Origin of the sequence: Bradyrhizobium diazoefficiens (genome assembly GCF_016612535.1) — a bacterium.
Taxonomy (GTDB): Bacteria; Pseudomonadota; Alphaproteobacteria; order Rhizobiales; family Xanthobacteraceae; genus Bradyrhizobium; species Bradyrhizobium diazoefficiens_C.
In genome coordinates, this window is record NZ_JAENXS010000002.1 from 2,813,622 (window position 1) to 2,838,965 (window position 25,344).

Genomic DNA, 25,344 nt, shown 5'->3' on the forward strand with positions numbered 1-25,344 from the left:
AATGGGCACTCCGATTGCGCTCGGTAGACCCGCAAGCACAGCATTTCTGGTCACCTCATGAACCGCCAAGAACGCCGGGCCGCGGCCAAGCAATCCCAGAAGGTCGCGCCGCTGGCGGTCGCCACGAGTCAGGACCGGGCCTTCCTCGCAGAACGTCCCGATATCGTCGACCTGACGGAACGGCTCACAGATTTCAGCGACACGGCAGCGCTGGTTTGCCGTCTCGATCTGGTGATCTCGGTCGACACCAGCGTCGTTCACCTCGCCGGCGCGCTGGGCGCGCCCGTCTGGACGATGTTGCCGTTCAGCCCGGATTGGCGCTGGCTGCTCAACCGCGACGACAGCCCGTGGTATTCCTCCATGCGGCTGTTCAGGCAACCCAAACGAGGCGACTGGGCCAGCGTCGTGGATCGCGTTCGCCGCGAACTGGAGGGACTGGTATCCGTGTGGCGGCGCCACGACAGGGCGAGCGACGAAGCGATATCGGCCCTCGCGCTCCCCTAAACTTCCACCCGATACAGCCGCCACCGCGCCGGCACGCCCTTGAGCTGGTGGCTGCCATGATCTCTGAGCCGGATGGTGGACTGCGTCACGAGCAAATCCTTCACCGCACGCGAGACCAGGACCTCGCCGGCGCGCGCTTTCGCGGCGACGCGGGTGCAGATGTGGAAGGCGAGACCGACCATCTCGCCGCCGCTCATCGTGTATTCGCCTGCGTGCAAGCCCACCCTGATGTCGAGGCCGAGCGTTCGCACGGCTTTCTGGATCGCAGTCGCGCAATTGACGCCGGCGGCAGGCGCCTTGAAGGTCGCGAGCACGCCGTCGCCCGTCGTCACGACTTCCTTGCCCCGCGAAGCCTTCAGCTCCTTGCGGACCGCCGCGTAATAGAGGCTCACCACCTTGGTCCAACGCGCGTCGCCGAGCTTGGCGGCTTTCGCCGTGGAGCCGACGATGTCGACGATCAGGATCGTGGCGAGCGCCTGCTTGACGTCGGCACTGCCGTCGGCGGATTTGCGCCGGGTCGCGATAGCACCTGCCAATGGCTCATAGTCATGACTGCGCCGCCGCGCGATCGCGGATTTCGCATAGTCCTGGGCGCGCTGCGCCGTGCCACAGCGTATCGTTTTCTCCTGCGGCGGACGCGACCAGTAAACCTTGCGCCCGTTTCCGGCGCCCATGACCTCCACGGCGCCCCATTTCAAGAACACCGCCGAGCCGACCCGATGCACGCACCACGCCTTCGACGTGTATCCTGACACGTTCGATTGATGGAGGCCGATGCGAAGGAATTTGGGCATGAACGAGCGGCCAATCGATGGACAGGCGGAGCTGAGACGAAGCGTAGTTGGACGCTCGCGCGTTGGCAACAGCACGCGAAGATTGACCGACGGCTCGCGATCGATCAGTTTGTGCAGCGTGGCCTTTACGGCCCGGCGCCGGACTGAAACGCAAACAGCTCGATCGGCTCGCTGAAACCGCGCACGGCATGCTGGCCGACCCGTTCGAGCTCGAACTCCCGATCTACCAACTCCGCGAAGTCACGCGACAGCAGCACCGGTTTTCCGAGCTGCTTGGTCAGCGCTTCGAGGCGCGAGGCCATGTTGACGGCAGGACCGATCACGGTGAAATCGAGCCGGCTGGTCGAGCCGATATTGCCGTACATGACGTCGCCGACATGGACGCCGATGCCGTAATTCAGCGGCGCACGCCCGGTCGTGCTGTTCCGCTCGTTCAGAGCGACCATGGCTCCCCTCGCCTCGGTCACCGCACGCAATAGATTGGCGCAGGCGTTGGGTTCATGAAGCGGGAAGATGGCGAGCAAGCCGTCGCCGATGAATTTCAGGATCTCGCCGCCATGCCGCGTGATCGGGTCCGACATCGCGTCGAAATAGTCGTTGAGGAGATCGATGACGTCGTCGCGTGGCCAATTGTCGGAGATTTTCGTGAAATCCCTGAGATCGCAGATCATGATCGCGGCGCGCACCGTGGTGCCGGTGCCGCGCCGCGTGGCGCCGGCGAGAATCAGCTCGCCGGCATGGGCGCCGACATAGGTCTCGAGCAGTGTCCGCGCCAGGCGGTTCTTGACGCGGATCTCGCTGACCAGCGCCAGCACCGGCAACAGTTTCTTCAGCGCGGCGATATGCGCATCATCGAAGCCGCCACGGCGGTCGGTCGCGAAAGTGACGAGATGCTGCTTGCCGAGGGTGTGGTAGAGCGGCCAGGCCACATAGTCGGTCAGGCCCGTCGCCCGCATCTCGTCATAGAGCCTGTGCTTGCGGCCGAGCGCCGGATCGCGTTCGAGATTCTCGCGGACTTCAGTTGCGCCGGTCTGGATCTCGTTGGCGGAACTGCCGATATATTCCGGCCGCTCCCTGACATCGAAGTCGACCCGCGAGATGTCGGCCTCGCGCATGCCGTCGGACCACATGAAACGGGCGCCCAGCCATTGCGGGTGTTGGATCAGGATATGAAGCGTCGACCGCTTGAGCGGGATGCCGGCCTGCTGAAGCCGAACACACATCTCCGCAAAGATGTTGTCGATGAAACGCTGGTCGCGCGTGCCGTTGGTCAGCCAGTCGACGACGGCGTCGGCTTGCGTAGCAGTGGGGATCTTGTCTGACGCGTTCATATCCTGGCCTTCGGCAGCGGTCTGCATCACCGGACATATCGTGTTCCGGCGCGGCCGCGTCAACCTAGCCGGTTGCACGGATTGTGCGCATCGTCCCGCCGTGCAGGATGACCGCTCAGCCGACCAGTTGTATGGATCCCAGCACGGCCAACCCCGAGACGAGCGCGAGCGTTGAGGCGCCGGTCAGTTCGACCTTCAACGTATTTTCGTGCGAAATCGCAAAATCCTCGCCGTCGAGACGAAGGTTGCAATCGCCGCGCGCCGCGTAGATCAGGTGCGTACCGGCGGCTAGTCGCCGGTCACCCGGCTGCCTGAGCGCCAGCAGATCGATCTCAACCGCACCACGCCGCGCCATCAGATTGACGACCTCGACCGGGCCGGCCTCGAGCTCGGTGACGATCTCCATCTCGCCGGTGAAGCGCACGGTCGTGAATGGCTCGCGCTCGTCGGATTCCTGCCCCGGGGCTTTCAGCACCAGCCCGCGTCCGCCGACCACCATCTGCAAGCGGTCGATGCCCGCCATATGCGAGAACGGCCCGGGCGCCACGATCGGCGTGGCGGCAAAGCGCCACAGCAGGCTATCCCAATCCTTCGCCGCGGTGCCGGGACGATGCGCATCCGCGATATCGGTGAAAATGCCGCCGCCGTTCTTCCAGGGCGAGCGGGTGTAGGCTTCGGATTTCAGCAGCGTGGTTTTCATGTTTGACGGGCATCCAATGGAGGATCACCCGCACATCATTAATCATCTCACGCCTTCGCGTCGAGCTGGAGCCTGATGCTCAGCTCGTTGACGAGCGAATCCACGCACAGCTGGTGCGTTGCGACGAGGTCCCGGATTGCGCTTCGCTCCATCCGGGCTACGCGCCCCTCACTCGCTCTTGCCGCCGTTCAGCTTCGGCAGCGTCTCGACGATCTTCTGCTTGCCATCGACGATCTCGGCCAGAAAGCTGGCGCGATCGATATCGCCGTTCTGGTCCCAGCTGGCTTCCATCAGCATGCCAGGTGCCTTGTCGGGCGTCAGCGTCAGGCCCTTCATGGCCGCACCAAAGGCCTTGCTGTCGAATTTGCCGATCTTCTCGGTGACGTATTTGACGAGGTAGACCGCGGTGTAGCCCTTGATGCCGTTGTGGTCCGGCAGATATTTGAAGCGCGCGGAAAATTTCTTCGCGAACTCCTGGATCGCGGGCACCGGGGCATCCGCACTGAGGCCGACATGGCCACGCACGCCGTTGGCCGCAGCGCCGGCGAGCTCGACCACTTTCTGGCTGAGCAGCGTGGTCTCGCCGAACAGCGGCGTCGAGAGCCCCTGCCGCTTCGCCTCGATCAGGAAGCGCGCGCTCTCCTCCTCGTTGGTGTAGACGAAGACGGCGTCCGCCTTGGCGCTCTTGAGCTTGATGACGTCGGAGCCGAAATCGACCTGGCCCTGCTCGGTGGAGATATCGGCCGCGATCTCGATATTGCGCGTCTTCATCTCCTTGACAAAATTGTCGTGGCCGCCCTTGCCGAAATCATTGTTGACCCAGACCACTGCAACATTCTTCACCTTGAGCTTGTCGTGCAGATAGTTGGCGATCTTCGGCATCGAGAATTGCTGACCGAAGGCGGTGCGGAATATCCAGGGATTGCCTTGCGTGGTGATGTCGGCAGCCTCGGCGCCGACGATCTGCGGGATCTCGGCCTGTTGCGTCAGCGCCATGTTGACCTTGACCGAGCCGGAATAGATCGGCCCGAGCACCACGTAAGGGTCCTTGTCCAACACCTTCTGCACCTGCGCGCGCGAGATGCCGGGATTGCTCTGGGTGTCGAGATGCTCGGTCTGGATTTTTCGCCCCAGAATGCCGCCGGAGGCATTGATTTCGTCGACAGCGAGCGCGACGCCGTCGCGCCAGTTTGTGCCGGAGACGGCGCCGGGGCCGGAGAGCTCAATGACGTCGGGAATGTAGACCGTGCTCTGCGCACGGGCCGCGCCCGTCGAGAGCAATGCCGCAACAGCGACGGCGAGCGTCCCTGCAAGATGCCTCATGATGTCCTCCCCTTTGCTTTCGTTTTTATGGTCTATCGAAACCGAGCAGTTTTGCCGGCGTTCGCCACAGCAGACGCTGCTGATCGCCCGGATCCGGAAACAGTTTTGTCAGCACCGCCAGCAGCGGCCCGTAGTCGAGCCGTTCAGATGCGCGCAAGAACGGATAGTCCGATCCCCAGACGCAGCGATCGAGCGTGAAGGCGTCGACCAGTGCCGCGATGAACGGCCAGGTGTCCTCATGGGGATGCGGCAGTTCGGAGAATTTGTAATAGCCGGAGAGCTTGACGTGCGCGTCGCGCTCGCGGCCGATCGCGAGCAGCGCCTGGAACGCCTTGCCTTTCACGCCCTGCGCGACCGAGGGGCGGCCGCAATGGTCGAACACGAGGCGCACCGGCGATGCCTCGATCAGCGGCAGCAGGTCCAACAACTGATCGTGCTCGACCTGGATCTGGAGGAGCAGGCCGAGGCTCGTCAGCTTCTCCAGCAGCGGCGCGGCGGTGCGATAATAGCCGGCGCCGTGGAACGGCACATTGAAGGCAACGCCGATCACGCCGGCGGCCTTCAACCGCTCGAGCTCCTTGACGTCGACGTCGTTCTCGACGACCGCGACACCCTTGAAGCGGCCGCCGCCCTGCCTCAGCGTGTCGAGCAGGATACGGCTGTCGCTGCCATAGCCGGTGTTGGTGGCGACCACGAGCGCGTGGCGAACATCGAAGACGTCAAACACGCGGATGAGCTGCGCCGCGGGCGCGATCTCCTGCCCGCTCGGCCGGTACGGCGTATCGACGCCATAGGGAAAATGGAGGGGATCGAGGGCGTGGACATGGCAGTCGATCTTGGGGCCCGCCGGCAATGTCATGGCGCAAAGCTCCCCACGCGGTTCAGAACGTAGCCTCGATATCCCTGATCAGCTCGGGCGTCACGTCCGGCATCACATCGAACCAGGCCTTGAAGGCCAGCCGTGCCTGGTTCAGCAGAAGGCCGAGCCCGTTCACCGTGACGCAACCGCGCGCGCGGGCACCAGCCAGGAACGGCGTCTCGAGCGGCGTATAGATGATATCGGCGGTGAGCGTCGTGGACTTGAGCCGCGACAGGTCGATCTCGAGCGCGCTTTTGCCGACCATGCCGCGATCGGTGCAATTGACGAGCAGCGCGACGTCGGCGAGCGCCGCAGCGCGATCATCCCACGCGACGGAGCTGACCGCGGAGCCGAATTCCGTTGCGATCGCCTGGGCCTTCTCGGCAGTACGGTTGGCGATGCGGATCTCGCGCGCGCCGTTTTCGAGCAGCGCAACGACGACCGCGCGCGAGGCGCCGCCTGCGCCCAGCAGCAGGATCGGGCCGGCATCGCCGCGCCAGTCCGCCTTGGCATCACGCAAGCTCTGCACAAAGCCGTTGCCGTCATTGTTAAAGCCGGACAACGTGCCGTCCGCCTCGACCACGATGGTGTTGACGGCGCCGATCCGCTTCGCGGTCTCGTTGACGCGGTCGAGCATCGGCATCGCCGTCTGCTTGTGCGGCATGGTGACGTTGCAGCCGCGGAACCCGAGCGCGATCAGCCCGTCCAGCGCGTCCTCGAGCCGCTCCGGCTGCACCGCGAGCGGCACATAAGAGCCGCGGATGCCGTGCGCTTTCAGCCAGTAATTATGTATGACCGGCGAGCGCGAATGCGCCACCGGCATGCCGATGACCCCCGCCAGCCCAAAACCATCCTGCGACATGCCGCGCGTCCCGTCCCTGCCCCGCGCCCTTCGGCGCGCGACCATGTTATTTGGTCATTTGTCCAATTCTATTAGGGGGAACGGCCAGCCCGCGCAATCTGAATCTGGTGCGCGCGAGACCCCGCGGGTGCCGTCGCTATTTCGACGTCAGCGCCGCCACCGGCTGCCAGGCGGCATCGGGCGCGACTGCAGCGAGCTGCCGGCAGCGGTCGCGCATCAGCTCGGCCGGGCGGTCATGGCCGCGGTGCTTCAACACGGCTTCGAAATCGGCGAGTGCCGCGGCAAACCGGCGTGCGCGATAGTTGGCGAGGCCGCGCGCGTAGTCCGCGATCCAGCCGATCGCCTCACCGTCAATAGCGCCTTCGTTCGCAACCCCAATCAGCTCATGAACGGAGAGCCCCTCCTCCCGACCGTAAACCGCGATACTGTCGATCTCGCGGGTGACCACGGCCCCGCGCGCCAGACGTTCGGTCGTCTCGCCGATCAGGATTTGCGTTCCATAGGATTTGTTGGCGCCTTCGAGGCGGCTGGCAACGTTCACGGCATCACCGATCACCGTGTAGTTCAGCCGCAGCTCCGAACCGATATTGCCGACCAGCATGCGGCCGGAATTGATGCCGATCCGGATCTGGAGCGGCTGGCCGAGATCGTCGGCGAGGCCCGACTGTTCGATTGCCCTGCGGCAGGCAACCGCCGCGCGGCAGCATCGCGCGGCGTGATCATCCTGCGGCTGCGGCGCGCCCCAGAACGCCATCACGGCGTCGCCGATGAACTTGTCGATGGTCCCGCCATTGGCGACGATGATCTCCGACGTGACATCGAGATAACGCGACAGCAGCGGCACGACCCGATCGCCGAGACGCTCGGAGAGCCCCGTGAAGCCGGCGATGTCGATGAACATCACGCTGAGCTCCTGGATGCTGCCGCCGGGCCTTGCCTCGACGCCCTGGCGCAGAAGTGCGCGGACGAGATCGGCCGGGATGAACTTGCGGAAGGCGGAGAGTCCGGACGCCATCTCGGCAATGGCGCCCGACAGGCTCGCGATCTCCTTGAGCCGCGACGGATGACGGCGGACCTGCTCCAGTGCGAAAGCTTCGACATGGCGAAGCTCGCCGACGACGCGCGACAGCGGCGCGGCAATGACCGAACGCGCCAGCATCGCCGACGCGAGCGCCGCGAGTACCGCGCCAACGGCAAGGCCGAGGATCAGGTGCCGCAGCGTGGTTTCGACCGGACCGAGAAATTCGGCCTCCGGGATCACCGTTGCCAGCGACCAGCCGGGAAACGGCAATGGCGTAAGCGCGACTTCATAGGCCGCGCCCTGCGAGGTGAGCCGGCTTCGCCAAGCCTCCTTGCGGCCGGCCTCCCCTGCTTTCACGCGCGCGGTCTGCGCGAGCGGCAGCAGCGCGGTGTCGCCCTTCGCGGAGTGCAGCTCGTCGGCATCCTTGTCCGGTGCAGCGATAAGCTCGCCGCTGTCATCGATGATGAAAGCCGTTCCGGTGCGCCCGACCTCGAGCTGCGACAGGAAGCGCGCAAGCCTGGTATATTCGATGCTGACGGCGAGAACGCCCTGCCGCTCCTGATAGACATCGATCGGGCCGGCAAAGGCGATCGACGGCCGCTGGCCGGTCGGATGCTCCATGACCCTGAACCATTGCGGGTCGTCCGCAGCGAGCCCCGTCTTGAACCATGCCTGGTCGGCGACGCGGAATCCGGTCGGCTCGAAGCGGCGATTTGCGAATTCGATATCGCCGGGCACGACGTCATATTCATCGACGCGGCGCTGGCCCGGATGATCGGTCAGCGAGATCTCCATCATCTCCAGTCGCCGGTCGCCGAGCTTGTGCGCGGCGAAGAACGAGCCATCGGGCCAGCCAAAGGCAACCCAGGAGATCGTCGACTGCGATTGCAGCTGCGACAAGAACACGAACTCGCGCTTGTCAGCCTCACGGGTACCGAGCACGTTCTGGAGGAACAGCGTACGGATCGCGGTGTGCGCGGCGCGCGCCTCGTCGACGATCGCCGCGACTTCTTTCCGGACCGCCGCCACGATCTGCTCGTTGATGGTGGAGGCGAGCTGCCGGCTGGTCGCCTCCGCCGTCCGCCACCACAGCAGGCTGGAGAGCGCAGCCGTCAGCAGGATCGCGGCCAGGACCAGCGCGGACACGGCGAGGCGGATGCTGACCGTCAGCCTTGCAAGCGCGTGAAGATGCCGTGCGGGATCAACGTTCATCGTGGTTTCCGTGCTCCGGCGAAGCCGCGACTGGCCACATCTCCTGCTCTCGCTCTACGTGGCGCGCCTGCGTTCGTTACCTGTCGCAAGCGCTGTGGGCCGCCGCCAATGCTCTGCCGCTAACGTCTCGATAGCGCCTAGGCATTGGCTTTGCCGCGCAGTTTGCCCGCAAATCCCGGCCCAAATGCACGGCCAGTGGGCCCTCACCCAACGATCTCACGGATTCGTGAGCGGCTCGAAAGTAACGGGATCGTGGACGAGACGAAAGAGACGATGTGCCCCTCGCTTTGCCAAGCGAAGCCATCCCAAAAGGAGAACTCGATGTCTGCCAAACTTGCCATCACCACGCTCGCACTCGCCGGCGCCATGTCGACCGCCCTCGCGACTCTGGCCACGGCCGCCCCGCTGACCAAGGCCGAGGCCGATGCCGCCATCGCCGCCAAGAAGGAAAAGTGCTTCGGCGTCGCGCTGAAGGGCCAGAACGACTGCGCGGCCGGGCCCGGCACGACCTGCCAGGGCACCTCGACCACCGACTTCCAGGGCAATGCCTGGAAATTCGTGCAGGGCGGCACCTGCACCAGCATCGACCTGCCGAACGGCAAGAAGGGCTCGCTGAAGCCGGTCTGAGGTTCCGAACCGGAACATCGCCCAACGGGAAAGCGGGGGAGCAACATGAACACAGCGATCGGGCCTGTCCCGTCCACGCCCACGCCCCTCCGCTTTCCGACTCCGCTCGGCGGCGTCGCCGGCACCAGCTTCAAGCACGAGCACCTCGCGGCGATCCTCGCCGATGGCGCGCAACGCGGCTTCTTCGAGGTCCATGCCGAGAATTACATGGGCGCGGGCGGTCCGCCGCATCGCGCGCTGGAAGCCATCCGCCGTGATCATCCGCTCTCGCTGCATGGCGTCTGCATGTCGATCGGCGGACCGCAGCCGCTCGACAAGGCGCATCTGGCACGCTTCCGGAGCCTGGTGGCGCGCTATCAGCCGGCCATGGTGTCCGAGCATCTCGCCTGGTCGACCCATGAGACCAGCTTCTTCAACGATCTGTTGCCGCTGCCCTACACCGAGGCAACGCTGCGTCACGTCTGCGATCACATCGACCAGATGCAGGAGGCGATCCGGCGTCCGATCCTTCTGGAAAACCCGTCGGCCTATCTCGCCTTCACCGAGACGACGATGAGCGAGACCGATTTCATCCGCAGCGTCGCCGCGCGCACCGGATGCGGCCTGCTGCTCGATATCAACAATGTGTTCGTGTCCGCGACCAATCATGGATTTTCGGCGCTCGACTATCTCGCCGATTTTCCGCTGTCGCGCGTCGGCGAGATTCATCTTGCCGGGCACGACGAGCAGGCGGACGACGACGGCGATCCGCTCTTGATCGACAGCCATGACGGCCCGGTCGCGGACGCCGTGTGGAAGCTCTACGAGATCGTCATCGAACGCTGCGGCAACGTGCCGACGCTGATCGAATGGGACTCCAAAATTCCGGATTGGCCGGTCCTGCAGGCGGAAGCCGCCGCTGCACAGGCGGTCCTCGATCGCTGCGGCATCGCTGAGCCTGCGGAGGACCGTCATGCCGCCTGAGCCGGTCTGCTTTGCCGCGGCTTTTACGCCGGCGCTGCTGGATCCCTTGCGCGCCGCGCCGCCGGTCGTGACCGGCCCGAACGGCAGGACGGCGGGAAAGCGCTACGACGTCTATCGCAACAACGTCACGGTGAGTCTGATCGAGGCGCTCGCCGCAATCTATCCGGCGGTGCAGCGCATCACCGGCCCCGACTTCTTCCGCGCCATGGCGCGCTTCCATGTTCGCGAGAGCCCGCCGACTTCGCCGCTGCTGTTCGAATATGGCTACGGCTTTCCGAACTTCATTGCACGGTACGAGCACGCCCAGACGATGCCGTGGCTGGCCGATGTCGCCCGCATCGAGCGGGCCTGGCTCGACGCCTACCACGCGCGCGATGCAGAGCCTCTGGCGGCGGCGCAGCTCGCAGCGGTCACGCCGGAGCGCCTGGCCGATCTCGTTCTCAAGCCGCACCCGGCTGCGCAAATCGTGCGCTCGGAATTTTCCGCGGTGACGATCTTTGCCGCCAACCGCGATGGCGCACCCACAAGCCGCATCGACGCCTCGAGGCCGGAAGACGCGCTGATCACGCGGCCCGAATTCGATGTCATCGTGCGGCACCTACCTCCCGGCGGCGCGGTCTTCGCGATCTGCCTGATGGAGGGGCGCTCGCTCGGCGAGGCCGCTTCATCGGCGCTGGACGCATCAACCGACTTCGACATCGCCGCCAACATTGCCGGCCTGATCGAGGCCGGCGCATTCACCTCAATTGCCTTCGGAGACGCATAATGATCGCGGACCAACGCATGCCGGCCAGCAGCAGCCTCCCGTCACTCGGGCTGCTCGTCGACAAGGCCAACCATCTGGTGCAGACCATCGCCTTGCCGTCGGTCGTTCAGCTGGTGCTGCGCATCGCGCTGGCCGTGCCGTTCTGGCGCTCCGGCATGCTCAAATGGGCCGGCTTCCTCAGGCTCAACGACACCGCGGTGACGCTGTTCAGCGACGAGTTCATGCTGCATCTGCCGGGTGGGCCCTATCATTATCCGGTGCCGGCAGCGATGGCCTTCCTGTCGGGGTGCGGCGAGATCACATTCCCGATCCTCCTCGTGCTCGGCCTCGGCACGCGGTTTGCCGGGCTCGGACTGCTGTTCATGACGCTGATCGTCGAACTCACGGTGCCCGACGGCTGGCCGATCCATATCACCTGGGCGGCAATGGCGCTTGCCATCATGGCTTACGGGCCGGGGCGCGTCTCGCTTGATTATTTGATCGGACGGGTGCTCTCATCCGAGCATTAGAGTGCGCTGCTCACCCGCGTAGCCCGGATGGAGCGCAGCGAAATCCGGGTATCTCACGCCTAGGCAGCAGTCCCGGATTGCGCTGCGCTCCATCCGGGCTACGGATCAGGCCTTACATCCCGCTCAGCCCGCAATCCACCTCCAGCGTCTGCGCGGTGACAAAGACGCGACGCCACGCCGATTTCGGAGCGATCAATCCGTGCTATGCTCTGATGTCTGAACCTTCAGCGAGGCAAACATGTCCAGCACTGACAAGGTTTTCGCCGGCTCGGTCCCAAAGCTCTACGACGAATATCTGGTCCCGCTGATCTTCTCCGCCTATGCCGACGACCTTGCCGGGCGCATCGCTGCGCTGTCGCCCTCGGACCTGCTCGAGATCGCAGCAGGCACCGGCGCGGTGACGCGGTCCGTAGCGGCGCTGCTGCCTCCCCGTGTCCGCTATGTCGCGACCGACCTGAACGAGCCGATGCTCGCAGTCGCAAAGCAGCGTCAGGGGGAAGATCCCCGCATGACCTGGCGTCAGGCGGATGCGCTGGCGCTGCCCTTCGACGATTCCGCGTTCGACGTGGTCTGCTGCCAGTTCGGCGCCATGTTCTTTCCGGATCGCACCAAGGGCTACGCGGAGGCGAAGCGGGTGTTGAAGCCGAAGGGCACGTATCTGTTCAATGTCTGGGACCGCATCGAAGACAATGTGTTCGCGGATGACGCGACGGTGACGCTCGGTAAGGTATTTCCCGACAATCCCCCTCTGTTCATGGCGCGGACGCCGCACGGCTATCACGACAAGGCCGTCATCAAGGCCGATCTCGAACGCGCGGGCTTCACCGACATATCGATCGAAACGCACTCCGCGATAAGCCGCGCGCCGACGGCGGATTACGTCGCGACCGCGTACTGCCAGGGCACACCGCTGCGCGGCGAAATCGAAGCCAGGGATGCGAGCAAGCTTCAGGCCGCAACCGACGCCGTTGCCGAGGCGATCCGAAAACGCCACGGATCCGGACCGATCGAAGCCAGGATTCAAGCGCTGGTGATCACGGCGCAGCCTTAATTGCGGGAGGCCTCGCCTCCCGCTCCACGCCTACCAAAAGCTCCGCTGCACCGGCTGCGTCGATTGATAGTACTGGTACTGGCCGCCGCGTCGGCGCTGGACCGGCTGCGGGTTGGGATCGCGCTGCCCGAAGAAGAAGCCATTGCCGCCGAAGCCGTTGCCGCCATTGTCCCAGCCATCGTCGTTGGCCATCTCCATCGAAGGCGCGGTCGGCTTGCGCGTGATGAAGCCGCCCTGCGGATGGTTGCTCAGGACCGCGACGAACTCGGTGCGGTAGTTGGTTTCGGCGCTCAGCGGCTCGTCCGAGATGATGATCGACGAGCGCGGCAATGCGGTCGGCGCGATGCGATCCCACACGTCCTGCGGGATGGTGATGCGGTCGAGCGCGTCCTTGGCGGTGTCGCCTTCGTCGATCGAGACCACGCTCCAGCGCAGGCCGGTGTCGTTCTTCGCCATCGCCGTGAAGATGTGCGTGCCGAGCGGCTGGTCGGGATTGCGGATGGTGACGGGAACCTCGATGCTGGTGTCGAACACCTCGCCGCCGCCATCGGGCGCCGGCTTGTGCGTGTTCCGCCGCACGTAGAGTTTTTGGGTTGCGCGGCTGATGTAGACCGAGACCGGCTCGAGCGCGAGCTTTGCGTCGGTCGCAGCCTTCACTGCATCGGCCTTCCTGGTCGCTGCCGCCTTGGCGGCATCCTTGGTGGTGGCAACCGCATCGCGCTTGGGCTGCGCCGCGGCCTTGGCGGCGTCGAGCTGGGTTGCCGCATCCGCCGCCTTGGTCGCGGCCTTCTGCTTCAGCTCGTCGGCCTTTGCCTTGGCCTGGTCGGTCTTGGCATTCGCGACCAATTTGTCGGCATAGGCGTTCTCGGCGTCGGCGCGGGCCTTCTGCTGCTCGAGCTTGCGCAGCGAAGCGGGGAGCGATTGCGCCTCCTTTGCTGCCGCGGTCGCGGCCTTCTTGGTCTCGTCGGCCGCCCTGGTGGCCTCCTCGGCCTCGGCAGAGAGTTTGCCGATACGGCCGGGTGCCGCCGCAATGGCCTCCTTGCTCGGCACGAACAGCGAGGGATGCGAGAAATCGACCGGGGCGGCATCGTTTGGCGAGATGATCACCCGCATGCCGATATTGGTCTTGTCGAACAGGTCCTCGGCGAAGTTGAAGGGCATGCGCACACAGCCGTGCGAGGCCGCATAGCCGGGCAGCGGGCCACCATGCAGCGCGATGCCGTTCCAGGTGATGCGCTGCATGTTGGGCATCCAGGCATCATCATACATGGAAGAGTGGTGGTCCTTGTCCTTCTCGATCACGGCGAAGACGCCGGCGGGTGTCTCGCGGCCGGTCGTGCCGGTGGAGACCGGCGCGCGCAGGATCCAGCCCTCGGAATCGTAGAACGTGACCTGCTGGCTCTTGAGCGACACGATCGCCATGATCGGCTCGCCGGCCTCGCGCGGCGCCACCGCCTCGGCGGTCTGGCGCGGCTGCTTCGCGGCCATAGCATCCGGGATGGCGCCCGGGGTCAGCACGGCCAGCGCGACCGCCGCCGCGAACATCACAATTCCGGGAGGCCCCCAACGCCGCATCGTCCCATAGGATTGCGCCGTCGTCAGTCGGTCTTTCATGCCATACCCCGGTTGCCTGTCCGCACTTGCGTCGATCTTCCGTCAGATTGCGATCTTTGGATTAAGAAACCGCAGCCACCATCCGTTCCGTATCCGGCGATTTTCGGTCCGTTCCGGCGACGAAACTCTCATATACGACGCCCCGCGCGGGCGGAAGGGCGGTCCGTGGCCGAGACTGGCCCGGAGCTGGCGGCCGCGCGCCGCGGCAGAATGCCCGCCGGAGGCGGCGGGACGGGATGTGACCGGAATCACAGAGAATTGCGTCAGGCGGCGACCAGGTTTGCGCCGCGGTCGACATCACGTTGCAGCCAAATCAGATGGTTTTAATTTCCATTACATTTTTGTGACATAAGCCACAGAGGCTTGCCCGGCGTGCTGCTAGTTTCGCACGCATGATGAAACATCTCAGACTCCCGATCGTCCTCACCGCACTCGTCGTTGCGACGCAAAGTTTTGCTGCCGAGACCACGGGCGCAGGCTCAACCTTCGTTTCGCCCGTGATGGCGAAATGGATCGACGCCTACAAGGCAAAGACCGGCAGCACCGTCAACTATCAGGCGGTGGGATCGAGCATCGGCGTCGCCTTGATCAAGAAGGCCACCGTCGATTTCGGCGCCACCGACATGCCGCTTGATCCAAAGGAGCTGGAGAAGCTCGGCATGATCCAGTTTCCGATCGTGATCGGCGGCGTCGTTCCGGTCGTCAACATCGACGGCGTCAAGCCAGGCCAGATGCATTTTTCCGGCGAGGTGCTCGCGGGCATCTATCTCGGCAAGATCAAGACCTGGAACGACCCGGCCATTCGCGCCATCAACCCCGAACTGAAACTGCCGAACGCGCCGATCACCGTCGTGCATCGCATCGATGGCTCTGGCACGACCTTCAACTGGTCGAACTATCTCTCCAAGGTTAGCCCGCAATGGAAGACCGGCGTTGGTGAAGGCACGGCCGTCGAGTGGCCGGTCGGCCTTGGCGGGAGAGGCAATGACGGCGTCGCCTCGCTGGTCAGCCTCGTGCCCGGCGCGATCGGCTATCTCGAATATGCCTATGCGCTGCAACGGCTCGACAAGATCTCGTTCGGTGTGGTGCAGAACAGCGCCGGCAACTTCGTGGTGCCCAACGCCGCATCGTTCCAGGCGGCGGCTTCGAGCGCCGACTGGACGGCGGACAGGGATTTCCACCTCGTGCTCACCAACGCGCCGGGTGACGACGCCTATCCGATCACGGCCACCACGTTCGTGGTGATGCCGAAGCAGCCGAAATCCCCGGAGAGGTCGGCTGCCGCCATCGACTTCGTGCGATGGTCATTGGAGAGCGGGAAGACCCAGGCCGAAACGCTCAACTACGTTCCGCTGCCGCCGACGCTGGTCGAGCAAGTCGAGATGTACTGGCAGCAGAGCTTTGGACCGGCGACCGTGACGGCGTCCGCCGGCGGCAAGCGATAGCGTTCAACGACTGGCGCGCCGGCTTTACGGCGCGCCAACGGCCTTGTTCGCAACCAGCTGTTCGATCTCGGCGTCGCTCATACCTGCTTCGCGCAACACCTCGCGCGAATGTTCACCGAGGTGCGGCGCCATGCGGTGAATGCCGGCCGGGCTTTCGGAGAATTTTGTCGCAGGCCGCGCCTGGCGAATCCGTCCCTCGGTCGGATGATCGATATCCGCGAACAGACCTACGGCAGACAGATGCGGCTGATCGCCAATCTCGGTCAGCCGCGCGAAGGCCGTATGCGGCACGTCGAGCCGCAGCAAAAGCTCCTCCCACTCCGCCGTGGTGCGGGTCGGCCCGATCTCGCTCATGCGGTCGTAGACCTTGTCGATGTTCTGGAAGCGCAGCACGGGATCGCGCACGCCGAGTTCATCACTCAATTCAGGGCGACCCACGGCCTCGAAGAAGGCGCACCAATTGTCGCCCGAATAAGGCAGCATCGTCAGCCAGCCGTCCTTCGTCCGCACAGGGCGCCGGTTCTTCATGCGCTTGTAACCGGTCGGCCCGATTGGCGGATCGAAGGCGTGCCCGCCCAGCATCTCGATGCTGTTGAAGCCCGCGATGGTTTCCAGCATCGGCACCTCGACCATCTGGCCCTCGCCCGTGCGCTCGCGCCTGAACAGAGCGGCGGACACCGCGCCGACCATGGCGTGCGCGCAGATCTTGTCGCCGACGAGACTCGGAATGAACTCCGGCTCCTCGTCCGATCCGATCGAAGATGCGAGGCCGGAAGCTGCCTGGATGATCTCGTCGAATGCGGGCCGCGCCGCCCAGGGGCCATCCTGTCCGAAGCCCGTCGCCGCAGCGTAGATCAATCGCGGATTGAGTTTGGCGCAGGCCTCATAGCCGAAGCCGAGCCGCGCCATCGCGGCGGGGCGCACATTGGTGACGAGCACATCGACCGTCGGGATCAGCCTGGCCAGCGCAGCCTTGCCATCGGGATGCTTCAGGTCGAGCGCGAGGCTGCGCTTGTTGCGGTTGACCGCCATGAACTGGCCGCTCATGCCGCGGTTCCGAAACATGCCGGTGTAGCGCCAGGTGTCGCCCGACGGTGGCTCGATCTTGATGACATCGGCGCCCCAGTCGCCGAGCATCTGCGCGGCGTAGGGTCCGAACAGCACGCTTGTCAGATCGAGAACGCGAATGCCGCTGAGGGGGCCGGTCGGTGTCGTCATGTCGTCACTGTGGCTGGAGGAAGCGGTCGCGGGGTGGGCAGTATAAGCGGGCAAGGCTGCCGCCCTGCCCGCCCATCGCAATGCATCGATGCTATTCGCCGAGCACATCGCCGAACAGCTCCCAGGATTTGCCGTTGAACCGCGCCATCTGCAATTGGCGGATCGGCGTCACCTGCTCGGCCGAGGTGTTGAGCTTGATGCCCGGCAACAGCATCGGCAGCTCGACATCCTTGAACGACTGCGCCTGCTTCATCAGGTTGGCGCGCGTGAGGTCGTTGCCGGCGCGTTGCAGCACCAGCTCCATCATCTGCGCCATAGTATAGCCGGTGACGTTGAAGATGTCGGCCGGATCAGCTCCGGAATTGTAGGTCTTCATCCATTCGCGCCAGGCCTTCATGCCGGGATCATCGGCCCAGCGCGGATCGCCGGGATCCTTCTGGAACGCGCCGGTGACGATGCCGACGGAATTGTCGAGCCCGGCAGGCGTCAGCACGGAGCCGACGGAATTCGAGACGGCCGGAAGAATGATCTGCGGTTTCCAGCCGAGCTCGGCGGCCTTCTTGATCGCCTGCGCCGCGAATTTCGGCGTGCACTCGTCGAAGAGAACATCGGCGCCAGCGGCCTTGAACTTGACGATCTGGGAGTCGACGGTTGGATCGGTCGTCTCGTAGACGGCCTCGGACACGATCTGGCCAACGCGCTCGCCGAGCCCTTCCTTGAAGCCTGCGAGATAGTCGCGCCCCGGGTCTTCGTCCGGCGTGATGACGGCGATCTTGGCGTCGGGTTTGTTGGCCAGAATCCACTTGGCGTAGAGTCGTCCTTCGGTCCTGTAGGTCGGCTGCGAGCCGGTGGTCCAGGGGAAATGCTGCGGATCGTTCCAGCGGCTGGCGCCACTCGACGGGAACAGCTGCGGGATCTTCTTGGCATTGAGGTATTTTTGCGCTGCGATGTTCGGGCCGGTGCCGAGCATCGAGAACATCGCGAAGACCTCGTCGCTCTCGGCCAAGCGCCGCACCTGCTCGACCGTCTTCGCCGGCGAATAGGCATCGTCCATGCTGAGAAGCTCGATCTTGCGGCCGTTGATGCCGCCCTTTTCGTTGAGCATCTTGAAATAGGCGATTTCGGCACGGCCGATTGCCGAATAGGCCGACGCCGGCCCCGAATAGGGCATGGTCTGGCCGAGCTTGATCGAGGTGTCGGTTGCGCCGGTGTCGTAATTTCCGGCAAACGCGGCCGGAGCGGCGAAGACTGCAAGTAGAGCGAAAGCTCCACGCACGAACCTGTGTTGTTTTCCCGGCATGCTCGGCATCTCCTTCCCTGGCAGAGCGCATCGACGCGGGCCCACAGGCCGCCGTCAACGTCCTCCACTTCTGTTCTTGGTTATCGTCGGCCGCACGATGGCGACGGTCGCAACGATACCTTGATTATGAGGCGTGAGATGTAGCTAAGAATTCAGATGCGTATGCGCATCTTGCAGCCGTTCGGGTTTACCAATCCATGCGCGCGAACACGCGGGCCGACCATCGCGTCCTTAACCGCTGCGATAGTTGGCGATCGCTGAGAGGTCAGGCGTGAACCCAAGCCCTGGTTCCTCGCCGAGGGCGATCGTACCGTCCGCCACGTTGGCAGCAGCACCGCAGAAGAGATCGCGCAGCGGATTGTCGTTGGCGTCGATCTCGAGCCAGCCGTCCCCTCCGACGCCCGCCAGCAGATGCGCCGAGGCAAGCAGTCCGATTCCGCCGCCGAGGTAATGCGGACAAAACGTCTTGCCCGCCTCGAGGATATCACGGGCCAACCCGGCACAAACGCTGAGCCCGCCCCATTTGGCGATGTCGGGCTGAACCACGCCGAGCACGTTCTCGGAGAGGGCTTCGTTGAATCCCTCGATGCTCGAAATGTTTTCGCCCGCAGCAATCGGCATCTTTGCGCCCATATGCAGCCTGCGCCATTCCTCGCGCGGCCGATCGGCGCGGATCGGCTCCTCCAGCCAGCGCAGATCGAACTCTGCAAGGCGCGGCAGCATCGTCAGGGCCTGATCGACCGACCAGCCCTGATTGGCATCCGTGGCAAGCATTCCCTCACCAACGATCTCGCGTAGCGCGGTCAGATTTGCGAGGTCGGTCTCCGCACCGAACCCGACTTTCAGCTTCAGCGCGCGATGGCCGCGCTTGAGTGCAGCTTCTGCCGTTTGCGCGGCTCCGCCGGGATTGATGCCGCTGGCGTAGACCTTGATCCTGCTCGAATGGCCGCCGAGCAGCCGCCACAGCGGCAAGCGCTGTCGACGCGCGGAGAGGTCCCATAGCGCGAGATCGATGCCCGAAATCGCCTGCGCGAACGGCCCGGGCTCGCCGCATTGAAGCGCGAGCACCTCCGTGCCTTTGGTCAATATCTCGAAGGCTTGGACGGGACCGTCAAATTTCTGTCCGACAAGGCCCGGAGCGAGCACTTCATTGAGAAGCCGGGCCCGATGCTCCGCGCCCGGTGCGGGAAAGTTGGACCAGGCCTCACCCCATCCCTCGACACCGTCTTCATCGACGACGCGAACGAATACGGCCGGGCGATTCAGCATCCGGCCGAACGACGTCACCACTGGCGTCGCCAGAGGATAGCGATAGCAGAACGCCTCGATCGAACGGACGGTGAAGCTGTCAGTCATATTGCGGATCCTGCGATCGAGATCGGACGACGCGGAGCCGCCATCATCTCAGTAGGCGCGGGCGAAGTCACCTTCCTGCTTGATATCAGTGAACACCGGAAAGCGCGCCTTCCACGGCGTCCCCTTGGCCATGGTCAGCTCGTTGAGCCGTTCCAGCACGCCCAGGCCGTCCTTGCGCAGGCTTGCCGAAACCGCAGCGCGGTCGGGGAAATTCTTCAGGACGGCATCGAGCCAGATCGTGCGTCCGGCCAGGAAGCCGCCCGCACCCGCGGCATAAGCGTAGTCGAGCACACGCTCGAATTTCTCCGGCGCGGCACCACCCGACAACAGCACCCAGGGGATGCTCCGCTCGCGGCAGATATCGCCGATCGCATCAAACTCCTTCTGCGCGGCCTTCGCTTCCGCGCTGCCGTCGCGGGCCGGCAGGCCGTTGGCCGCGAGCGGGCTCTCCAGCTTGAGGAGATCGACGCCGTATTCCGACTTGGCAAATTCGCGCACGCTGTCGATGACGAGTCCGGGAAGTTTTCCGGGCGATTCCACATAATCGGCGGTGTGATTGGCGCTGCCGAGGAACGGATACACCAGCAGCTCCAGGACATAGGGAATATCGTGGCGTGCGCAGTCTTCGCCGATCTCGCGCACAAAGCGCTTCTGGTGTTCATTCACGGCGGCATCGGCGTCGGGCCGGTACCAGGCCAGCACCTTGACGGCGTCGCCGCCCATCGCACGGATCTTCTCCACGCTCCAATTGGTGATCGCGCGCGACTTGCGGCCACCCGTGGTTTCCTCGACGCGGTGCTCTTCCAGCGTCATGATGAGACCGCAGCGCGGCGGCAGCAGGTCGATTGCGGCGGGCACCGCGAAATTCGGGTCGAACAGCATCGAGCTGCAATGCGGTGCGAGGTTTTCGACGAGGAGACGCTTCGCTGCCGTGACGTCGGAATATTCGACCTGATCGCGCGCGATGCCTTTTGCTTTCGCGATGGCTTCGAACAATGGCGGCCGCTGATCCAGGGCGACCATGCGAAAGTGGCCGTCCGCGTCAGCGAGCCGTGCCAGGCCGCGGTTCTTTCCAATCGTTCTCATGGCTTCGTCCTCATGAATGCAAGACACTCGTTGATATCGGGGATTCCGTTGCGACCACCGGCATGCCGGCATTTCATCGCGGCTGTGGCTGCCGAAAACGCCATGGCATCGCGCACGCCGAGGCCGACGCCAATCGCGAGCGCATAGGCGCCATGGAAGACGTCGCCCGCACCGGTGGTGTCGACAACATCGACGGCGTAGGCGGCTTGCCGGTGCAACTGGCCGTTCTCGTACCAGCTGACTCCGCCCTCGCCGCGCGTGACGGCGATGACGCGGCAGCCAAAGCGCGCAAGCGCCGCGAGGGATTCGTCCTTGGCCGAGCCGGCAAAGGACGTGAGCGCAGGCTCTGAGAAAATTGCGTGATCGGTCAAGGGCAGCAACCGCTTGAACACTTCGGCATCGGCCACGTCGCCGTCGAGCACGGTCGGAATGCCGCGCGCTCGCGCTTGGCGAAACAAGGTCGCGGCGCCCTCGACCCAGCGCGGATCGGCCAGCACGGAAGACGCGCGTGCGACGGCTTCGAGCGGAAGCCAGCCCGCGGCTTCCGGAAATAGGCCGCGGAAATTGACGATCTGCCGCTCGCCGGAACTGTCGACGATGATTCCGGAGACCGAGGAACGTCCATCGGGAAACAGCCGGAAATTCTCGACATCGACGCCTTCGGCGATGAAGTCCGATTTCATCTCATGGCCGGCGGCATCGTTCCCTGCCCGCCCCCAGAACGCGACGGATGCGCCGAGCTTTGCCACCGCGACCGCGGCATTGGCGGCCATGCCCCCACCAAGCGTGCCGTAGCCGGTGGCCTTGATCTTCTCACTTCCACCCGCGAAGGGCCGGTCGACGCGCCAGACCTGATCGAGCGCCGACAGGCCAAGGCAGATCACGTGCACAGGCTTCGCGCCGGACGCGACGTCGGCCAGCGCGGAGAGATCTCCAATGTTTGCCGACACGCTCACCGCAAAACCTGTCCATTGGTTGCATCGAACAGATGGGTTTTGCCCGGCTGCGGACGCAGCGCGATGCGATCACCGACCTTCGGCCGCAGCGACGGATCGACCCGCGCGATGGACGACACGCCGGCGAGATCGAAATGGATCAGCGTATCCGAGCCGAGCGGCTCGACCAGCTTGACGTTGACGGCAATGCCATCGGCGATATCCGAGACGACAGCAAAATGCTCCGGGCGAATGCCGAGCACGGCGTTGCCGGCCTGACGCAGGCGGTCCGCGGTCTGACCATCCAGCGGCACCGGTGTCGCGCCTTGAGAAAGGACCGCACGCTCGTCACGCCATTCGACGGGGAAGAAGTTCATGGCGGGCGAGCCGATGAAGCCGGCCACGAACTGGTTGGCCGGCCGCTCGTAGACCGTCTCCGGCGTGTCGTATTGCTGGATCGTGCCGCTCTGGAGCACCACGATCCGATCGGCCATGGTCATGGCCTCGATCTGGTCATGGGTCACGAAGACCATGGTGGTCTTCAGCTCTTGCGACAGCGCCTTGATCTCGGCGCGCACCTGCCCGCGCAGTTTCGCATCGAGGTTGGAGAGCGGCTCGTCGAACAGGAACGCCTTGGGATTGCGGACGATGGCGCGGCCCATGGCAACCCGCTGGCGCTGGCCGCCGGACAGCTCCTTCGGCTTGCGATCGAGATAGGGCTCGATGTGCAGAAGCGCGGCCGCGCGCTTCACGCGGGCGTCGATCTCGGCCTTCGGCGTCCCGCGCAATTCCAGCGCAAACGACATGTTGTCGTAGACCCGCATATGCGGATAGAGCGCATAGTCCTGGAACACCATCGCGATGTCGCGCTGCGCGGCCTGCACGCCGTTGACGCGCTTGTCGCCGATGTAGAGGTCTCCCGACGAAATCGGCTCGAGGCCCGCTATGATCCGCAGCAAGGTCGACTTGCCGCAGCCGGACGGGCCGACAAAGACAACGAATTCGTGGTCCGCGATCTCCAGATTGAGATCGGGGATCACGGTGAAATTGCCGTAGCGCTTGACGAGGTTGCGGATCGAGATCGAGGCCATGTTCGCTCAGTCCAGCGCCAGCACGGGCTTGATCAGCTCGCCCTTGGCGAAGCGGGCGAAATTCTCCGGCAGGGCCGACAGGCCGAACTCGCCATCGACGAGCACACGATACTCGTCCTTGTACCGGCGCAACAGCTCGACATTCGGCTCGAAATCCGAGACCGGGAAGTAGAACGTCCGGATCATGTAGAAGTCCTTGCGGCGGAACACCTTGCCTTCCTCGATGGTCCAGGGCGCGGCGTTCTCGCCGACCAGCACCAGCGCACCGCGCGGCAGGACGAGCTCGATGCCGAGATTGCGCGCCGCATGGGCGCCGGAGCATTCCATGATGAGCGCGAAGCGTTTCGAGGTATCGCCGACCGGATGCGCCTTCGCGCCGAAGGATTGCGCGATTTTGAGGCGCGCAGTGTTCGGGTCGGCGACGTAGATGTCGTCATAGCCGAGCGCGCGAAGCGCCAGCACGACGCCGAGGCCGACGGGCCCCGCGCCCATCACGAGCACCGGCCCGGCCTCGCCCGGCGGCACCACGCGGCTGACGAAGCGCACCGCGTGGCCCGACGTGCCGATGGTGTCGAGCAGGAGCGGTGCGAGACTGTCCTCGATGTCGTCGGGCACCGGCAGCAGGCAGTTTTCCGGCACCGGCACATATTCGGCGTAACCACCGGGCCGGTTCCAGCCGATCAGGCTGGAGACCTCGAGGCACATCTGCGTGTCGCCTCGCTTGCAGGCGGCACAGTGATCGCAATGAAGCGGAATATAAACGGCGCAGCGACGGCCATGCAGGCGATGGCCGGGTTGTTCGACCACGCCAAAAATCTCATGGCCGGCGGTGAACTCGGCGCCCTTGTGCCACAGCTTGAAATCCGAGCCGCACAGCGCGGTGCGCGAGACGCGCACCAGCACCTCGCCCGCAGCAATTTCGGGCATCGCCACAGGCTCGATGGTGATGAGGTCGTCGCCGTGGAAGACCGCGGCCTGCATGATCGAATTCGGACGGGGTGATGCGTTCATCAGATACCTAGCCTTTCACCGCGCCGAGCGTCAGCCCCGACACCAGCCAGCGCTGAACCAGGGCGGCCAGCACCAGCGGCGGCAACGCGATCAGCGTCGCGGCGGCCATGAGGGCGCCCCATTGCGTCGAGCCTTCGCCGATGAAGTTGAAAGCCGCCGCGATCAGCGTCTTGGTGTCGCCGTTGGAGAGCACCAGCGCAAACAGGAAGTAGTTCCATGAGAATACAAAGGCGAGGATCGCCGACACCGCAACGCCGGACGCCACCAGTGGCAGCGCGATGCGCCAGAGGATTCGCGTGACGCTGCAACCATCAACCTGTGCCGCCTCGAAGATGCTACGCGGGATGCCATCGAAGGACGGCAGCAGGACCCAGATCACGATCGGCAAGGTGATCACCGCATGACTGAGGATCAGTGCAGTATAGGAGCCGATCATGCCGATCTGCCGGAACATGACGTACCACGGCAGCAGGAACAGCGTGCCGGGCGCCATGCGCGCGGCGAGCGTCAGGATCGCCGGCCACGTGATCCGGGTCCAGGATACGGCGAACGCCGCGGGAATTCCGAACAGCAGCCCGAGTGCGGTCGAACCGATGGTGACGATGAGGCTGTTGAGGGCGTAGCTCAGGAACGGCGTGGTCTTCGTCAGCTCGACATAGTTGTCGAGCGTCGGCGAAAAGATCAGCGTGGGCGGATAGGCGGTAACCTCGAAGGACGGCTTGAACGAGGACAGCACCATCCAGACGGTCGGCGCCATGATGAGTACGCCGGCAAGCACGAGCTGCACCGTGTTGAGCCAGCGGATCCAGCGCGCGGTGTTGGCGGCATCGTTCATGACATCACCAGGCCACCGTGCCGCGCAGGCGGTTGAAGGCGAGCACGGCACCGAACACGATCGCCGTCAGCGTCAGCATCAGGGCGCTGGCATAGCCGATGTTGAAGAACTCGAAGCCGACCCGGAAGCCGTAGATGTTGAGCGTGTTCGAGGCGTTGCCCGGGCCGCCCTGGGTGGTGATGTAGATGATATCGAAGAAGCGCAGCAGATCGACACTGCGCAGGATGGCGGCGGTCACGATGGTCGGCAACAGCAACGGCAGCGTGATGCGCTGGAACGTCTTGAACGCGGACGCGCCGTCGATCTGCGCGGCCTCGTAGACACTCGGCGGCAACGACTGCAATCCACCCAGCACGATCAGGGCGACATAGGGCGTCCACTGCCAGCTATCGATCAGCGCAATGGTCGGAATGACCCAGGTCGGCGAAGCCAGCCAGTCCGACGGCGGCAGGCCGAACGCCTGCAGAATATAGTTGGCCGCGCCGAGCGACGGATCGAGGATCACGAGCCACATCATGCCCGCCACCACCGGCGGCATCATGAAAGGCGAGATGAACAGCGAGCGCACGATCCCCGGCAGGCGCTTGGCGTGAAACAGCACCAGCGCAAGCCAGACGCCGAAGACGAGCTGCAGCACCAGCGACAGCACGAACAGCGCAATCGTGACCCACAGCCCGTGCCAGAACTCGTAGTCGGAGATCAGCTTCGAATAATTGGCGAGACCCGCAAAGGACTGCTTGCCGGTCGAGGAAAACGTCTGGAAGCCGAGCCAGATCGTATAGACCACCGGAAACGCGATCATTGCGACCGTGAAGATCACGGCCGGCGCCGAGAGCGCCGCCATCTCCAGCTTCTGCCGGTCCCGCGTCAGTGTCGCAGCCGTATCCGACATGCGTCCGCTTCCTAGAGAAAATGAGGTGCCGGCCGGCGC

At 64.6% G+C, this 25,344-nt stretch carries 24 protein-coding genes; 7 read left to right on the forward strand and 17 right to left on the reverse strand.

The features are described 5' to 3' along the window. Nucleotides 1-57: 57 nt before the first annotated feature. The gene (locus JJE66_RS30010; protein ID WP_200518117.1) at nt 58-504 is read left to right on the forward strand and encodes a glycosyltransferase family 9 protein; all 447 of its coding nucleotides are present in this window, start codon (nt 58-60) and stop codon (nt 502-504) included. Here the strand turns inward: JJE66_RS30010 and JJE66_RS30015 are convergent. The 7 genes from JJE66_RS30015 to JJE66_RS30045 all read right to left on the reverse strand — a co-directional run bounded on the left by JJE66_RS30015 (nt 501) and on the right by JJE66_RS30045 (nt 8,606). Beyond that, nucleotides 501-1,298: an adenylate/guanylate cyclase domain-containing protein gene (locus JJE66_RS30015; RefSeq protein ID WP_200518119.1), complete on the reverse strand. Its 798-nt coding sequence runs from the start codon at nt 1,296-1,298 to the stop codon at nt 501-503. The genes JJE66_RS30010 and JJE66_RS30015 overlap by 4 nt on opposite strands. 125 nt (nt 1,299-1,423) lie before the next feature. Next, nucleotides 1,424-2,629, reverse strand: coding sequence for an adenylate/guanylate cyclase domain-containing protein (locus JJE66_RS30020; RefSeq protein WP_200518928.1), 1,206 nt, complete (start codon nt 2,627-2,629; stop codon nt 1,424-1,426). Between the two features lie 115 nt (nt 2,630-2,744). Next, a complete protein-coding gene (locus JJE66_RS30025) occupies nt 2,745-3,329 on the reverse strand; it encodes a HutD family protein (protein WP_200518121.1) in 585 nt (194 codons plus the stop codon). A 168-nt stretch (nt 3,330-3,497) separates the two neighbouring features. Continuing rightward, a complete protein-coding gene (locus JJE66_RS30030; RefSeq protein ID WP_200518122.1) occupies nt 3,498-4,652 on the reverse strand; it encodes an ABC transporter substrate-binding protein in 1,155 nt (384 codons plus the stop codon). A gap of 25 nt (nt 4,653-4,677) precedes the next feature. Next, nucleotides 4,678-5,511: an amidohydrolase gene (locus JJE66_RS30035; protein ID WP_200518123.1), complete on the reverse strand. Its 834-nt coding sequence runs from the start codon at nt 5,509-5,511 to the stop codon at nt 4,678-4,680. Nucleotides 5,512-5,533: 22 nt separating this feature from the next. Then, nucleotides 5,534-6,373: a shikimate dehydrogenase gene (locus JJE66_RS30040; protein ID WP_200518124.1), complete on the reverse strand. Its 840-nt coding sequence runs from the start codon at nt 6,371-6,373 to the stop codon at nt 5,534-5,536. A 136-nt stretch (nt 6,374-6,509) separates the two neighbouring features. Next, nucleotides 6,510-8,606: an adenylate/guanylate cyclase domain-containing protein gene (locus JJE66_RS30045; protein ID WP_200518125.1), complete on the reverse strand. Its 2,097-nt coding sequence runs from the start codon at nt 8,604-8,606 to the stop codon at nt 6,510-6,512. A gap of 321 nt (nt 8,607-8,927) precedes the next feature. Between JJE66_RS30045 and JJE66_RS30050 the strand changes: the two genes are divergently transcribed. From JJE66_RS30050 to JJE66_RS30070, 5 genes are all read left to right on the forward strand, one after another. Continuing rightward, nucleotides 8,928-9,233, forward strand: a complete 306-nt coding sequence (locus JJE66_RS30050; RefSeq protein ID WP_200518126.1) for a DUF2282 domain-containing protein — start codon at nt 8,928-8,930, stop codon at nt 9,231-9,233. Between the two features lie 45 nt (nt 9,234-9,278). Continuing rightward, nucleotides 9,279-10,196 (forward strand): DUF692 domain-containing protein, encoded by a 918-nt coding sequence (locus JJE66_RS30055; protein ID WP_200518127.1) that lies wholly within the window; start codon nt 9,279-9,281, stop codon nt 10,194-10,196. Further along, nucleotides 10,186-10,962, forward strand: coding sequence for a DNA-binding domain-containing protein (locus JJE66_RS30060; RefSeq protein ID WP_200518129.1), 777 nt, complete (start codon nt 10,186-10,188; stop codon nt 10,960-10,962). Before JJE66_RS30055 ends, JJE66_RS30060 begins: the two co-directional genes overlap by 11 nt. Continuing rightward, nucleotides 10,962-11,471: a DoxX family protein gene (locus JJE66_RS30065; RefSeq protein ID WP_200518130.1), complete on the forward strand. Its 510-nt coding sequence runs from the start codon at nt 10,962-10,964 to the stop codon at nt 11,469-11,471. Before JJE66_RS30060 ends, JJE66_RS30065 begins: the two co-directional genes overlap by 1 nt. Before the next feature lie 238 nt (nt 11,472-11,709). Next, nucleotides 11,710-12,522, forward strand: coding sequence for a class I SAM-dependent methyltransferase (locus tag JJE66_RS30070; protein WP_200518131.1), 813 nt, complete (start codon nt 11,710-11,712; stop codon nt 12,520-12,522). Between the two features lie 30 nt (nt 12,523-12,552). Here the strand turns inward: JJE66_RS30070 and JJE66_RS30075 are convergent, their stop codons facing one another. Continuing rightward, complete coding sequence (locus JJE66_RS30075) at nt 12,553-14,136, reverse strand: L,D-transpeptidase (protein WP_200518132.1); 1,584 nt, start codon at nt 14,134-14,136, stop codon at nt 12,553-12,555. A 392-nt stretch (nt 14,137-14,528) separates the two neighbouring features. On the opposite strand from JJE66_RS30075, the gene pstS reads away from it, so the two are divergent. Continuing rightward, the gene (pstS, locus tag JJE66_RS30080; RefSeq protein WP_200518133.1) at nt 14,529-15,581 is read left to right on the forward strand and encodes a phosphate ABC transporter substrate-binding protein PstS; all 1,053 of its coding nucleotides are present in this window, start codon (nt 14,529-14,531) and stop codon (nt 15,579-15,581) included. Nucleotides 15,582-15,605: 24 nt separating this feature from the next. On the opposite strand, the gene JJE66_RS30085 is transcribed toward pstS, so the two are convergent. From JJE66_RS30085 to JJE66_RS30125, 9 genes are all read right to left on the reverse strand, one after another. After that, nucleotides 15,606-16,799, reverse strand: coding sequence for a CaiB/BaiF CoA-transferase family protein (locus JJE66_RS30085; RefSeq protein ID WP_200518134.1), 1,194 nt, complete (start codon nt 16,797-16,799; stop codon nt 15,606-15,608). Nucleotides 16,800-16,890: 91 nt separating this feature from the next. Further along, nucleotides 16,891-18,099, reverse strand: coding sequence for an ABC transporter substrate-binding protein (locus tag JJE66_RS30090; protein ID WP_200518135.1), 1,209 nt, complete (start codon nt 18,097-18,099; stop codon nt 16,891-16,893). A gap of 231 nt (nt 18,100-18,330) precedes the next feature. Further along, a complete protein-coding gene (locus JJE66_RS30095) occupies nt 18,331-19,455 on the reverse strand; it encodes a mandelate racemase/muconate lactonizing enzyme family protein (RefSeq protein ID WP_200518136.1) in 1,125 nt (374 codons plus the stop codon). A gap of 48 nt (nt 19,456-19,503) precedes the next feature. Then, entirely contained in the window at nt 19,504-20,541 is a 1,038-nt protein-coding gene (locus tag JJE66_RS30100; protein WP_200518138.1) for a tagatose 1,6-diphosphate aldolase, read from the reverse strand. Continuing rightward, nucleotides 20,538-21,497, reverse strand: a complete 960-nt coding sequence (locus JJE66_RS30105) for a sugar kinase (protein WP_200518140.1) — start codon at nt 21,495-21,497, stop codon at nt 20,538-20,540. The genes JJE66_RS30100 and JJE66_RS30105 overlap by 4 nt, the downstream gene beginning before the upstream one ends. Beyond that, on the reverse strand, nt 21,494-22,567 hold the full coding sequence (locus JJE66_RS30110; RefSeq protein WP_200518142.1) for an ABC transporter ATP-binding protein: 1,074 nt from the start codon (nt 22,565-22,567) through the stop codon (nt 21,494-21,496). The genes JJE66_RS30105 and JJE66_RS30110 overlap by 4 nt, the downstream gene beginning before the upstream one ends. Before the next feature lie 6 nt (nt 22,568-22,573). Continuing rightward, nucleotides 22,574-23,578 carry a zinc-binding dehydrogenase gene (locus JJE66_RS30115; RefSeq protein ID WP_200518144.1) on the reverse strand — a complete coding sequence of 335 codons (1,005 nt, stop codon included), beginning with the start codon at nt 23,576-23,578 and terminating at the stop codon, nt 22,574-22,576. 7 nt (nt 23,579-23,585) lie between these two features. Continuing rightward, complete coding sequence (locus tag JJE66_RS30120; protein WP_200518146.1) at nt 23,586-24,413, reverse strand: carbohydrate ABC transporter permease; 828 nt, start codon at nt 24,411-24,413, stop codon at nt 23,586-23,588. Between the two features lie 4 nt (nt 24,414-24,417). Further along, complete coding sequence (locus JJE66_RS30125) at nt 24,418-25,305, reverse strand: carbohydrate ABC transporter permease (RefSeq protein WP_200518148.1); 888 nt, start codon at nt 25,303-25,305, stop codon at nt 24,418-24,420. Nucleotides 25,306-25,344: the final 39 nt, after the last annotated feature.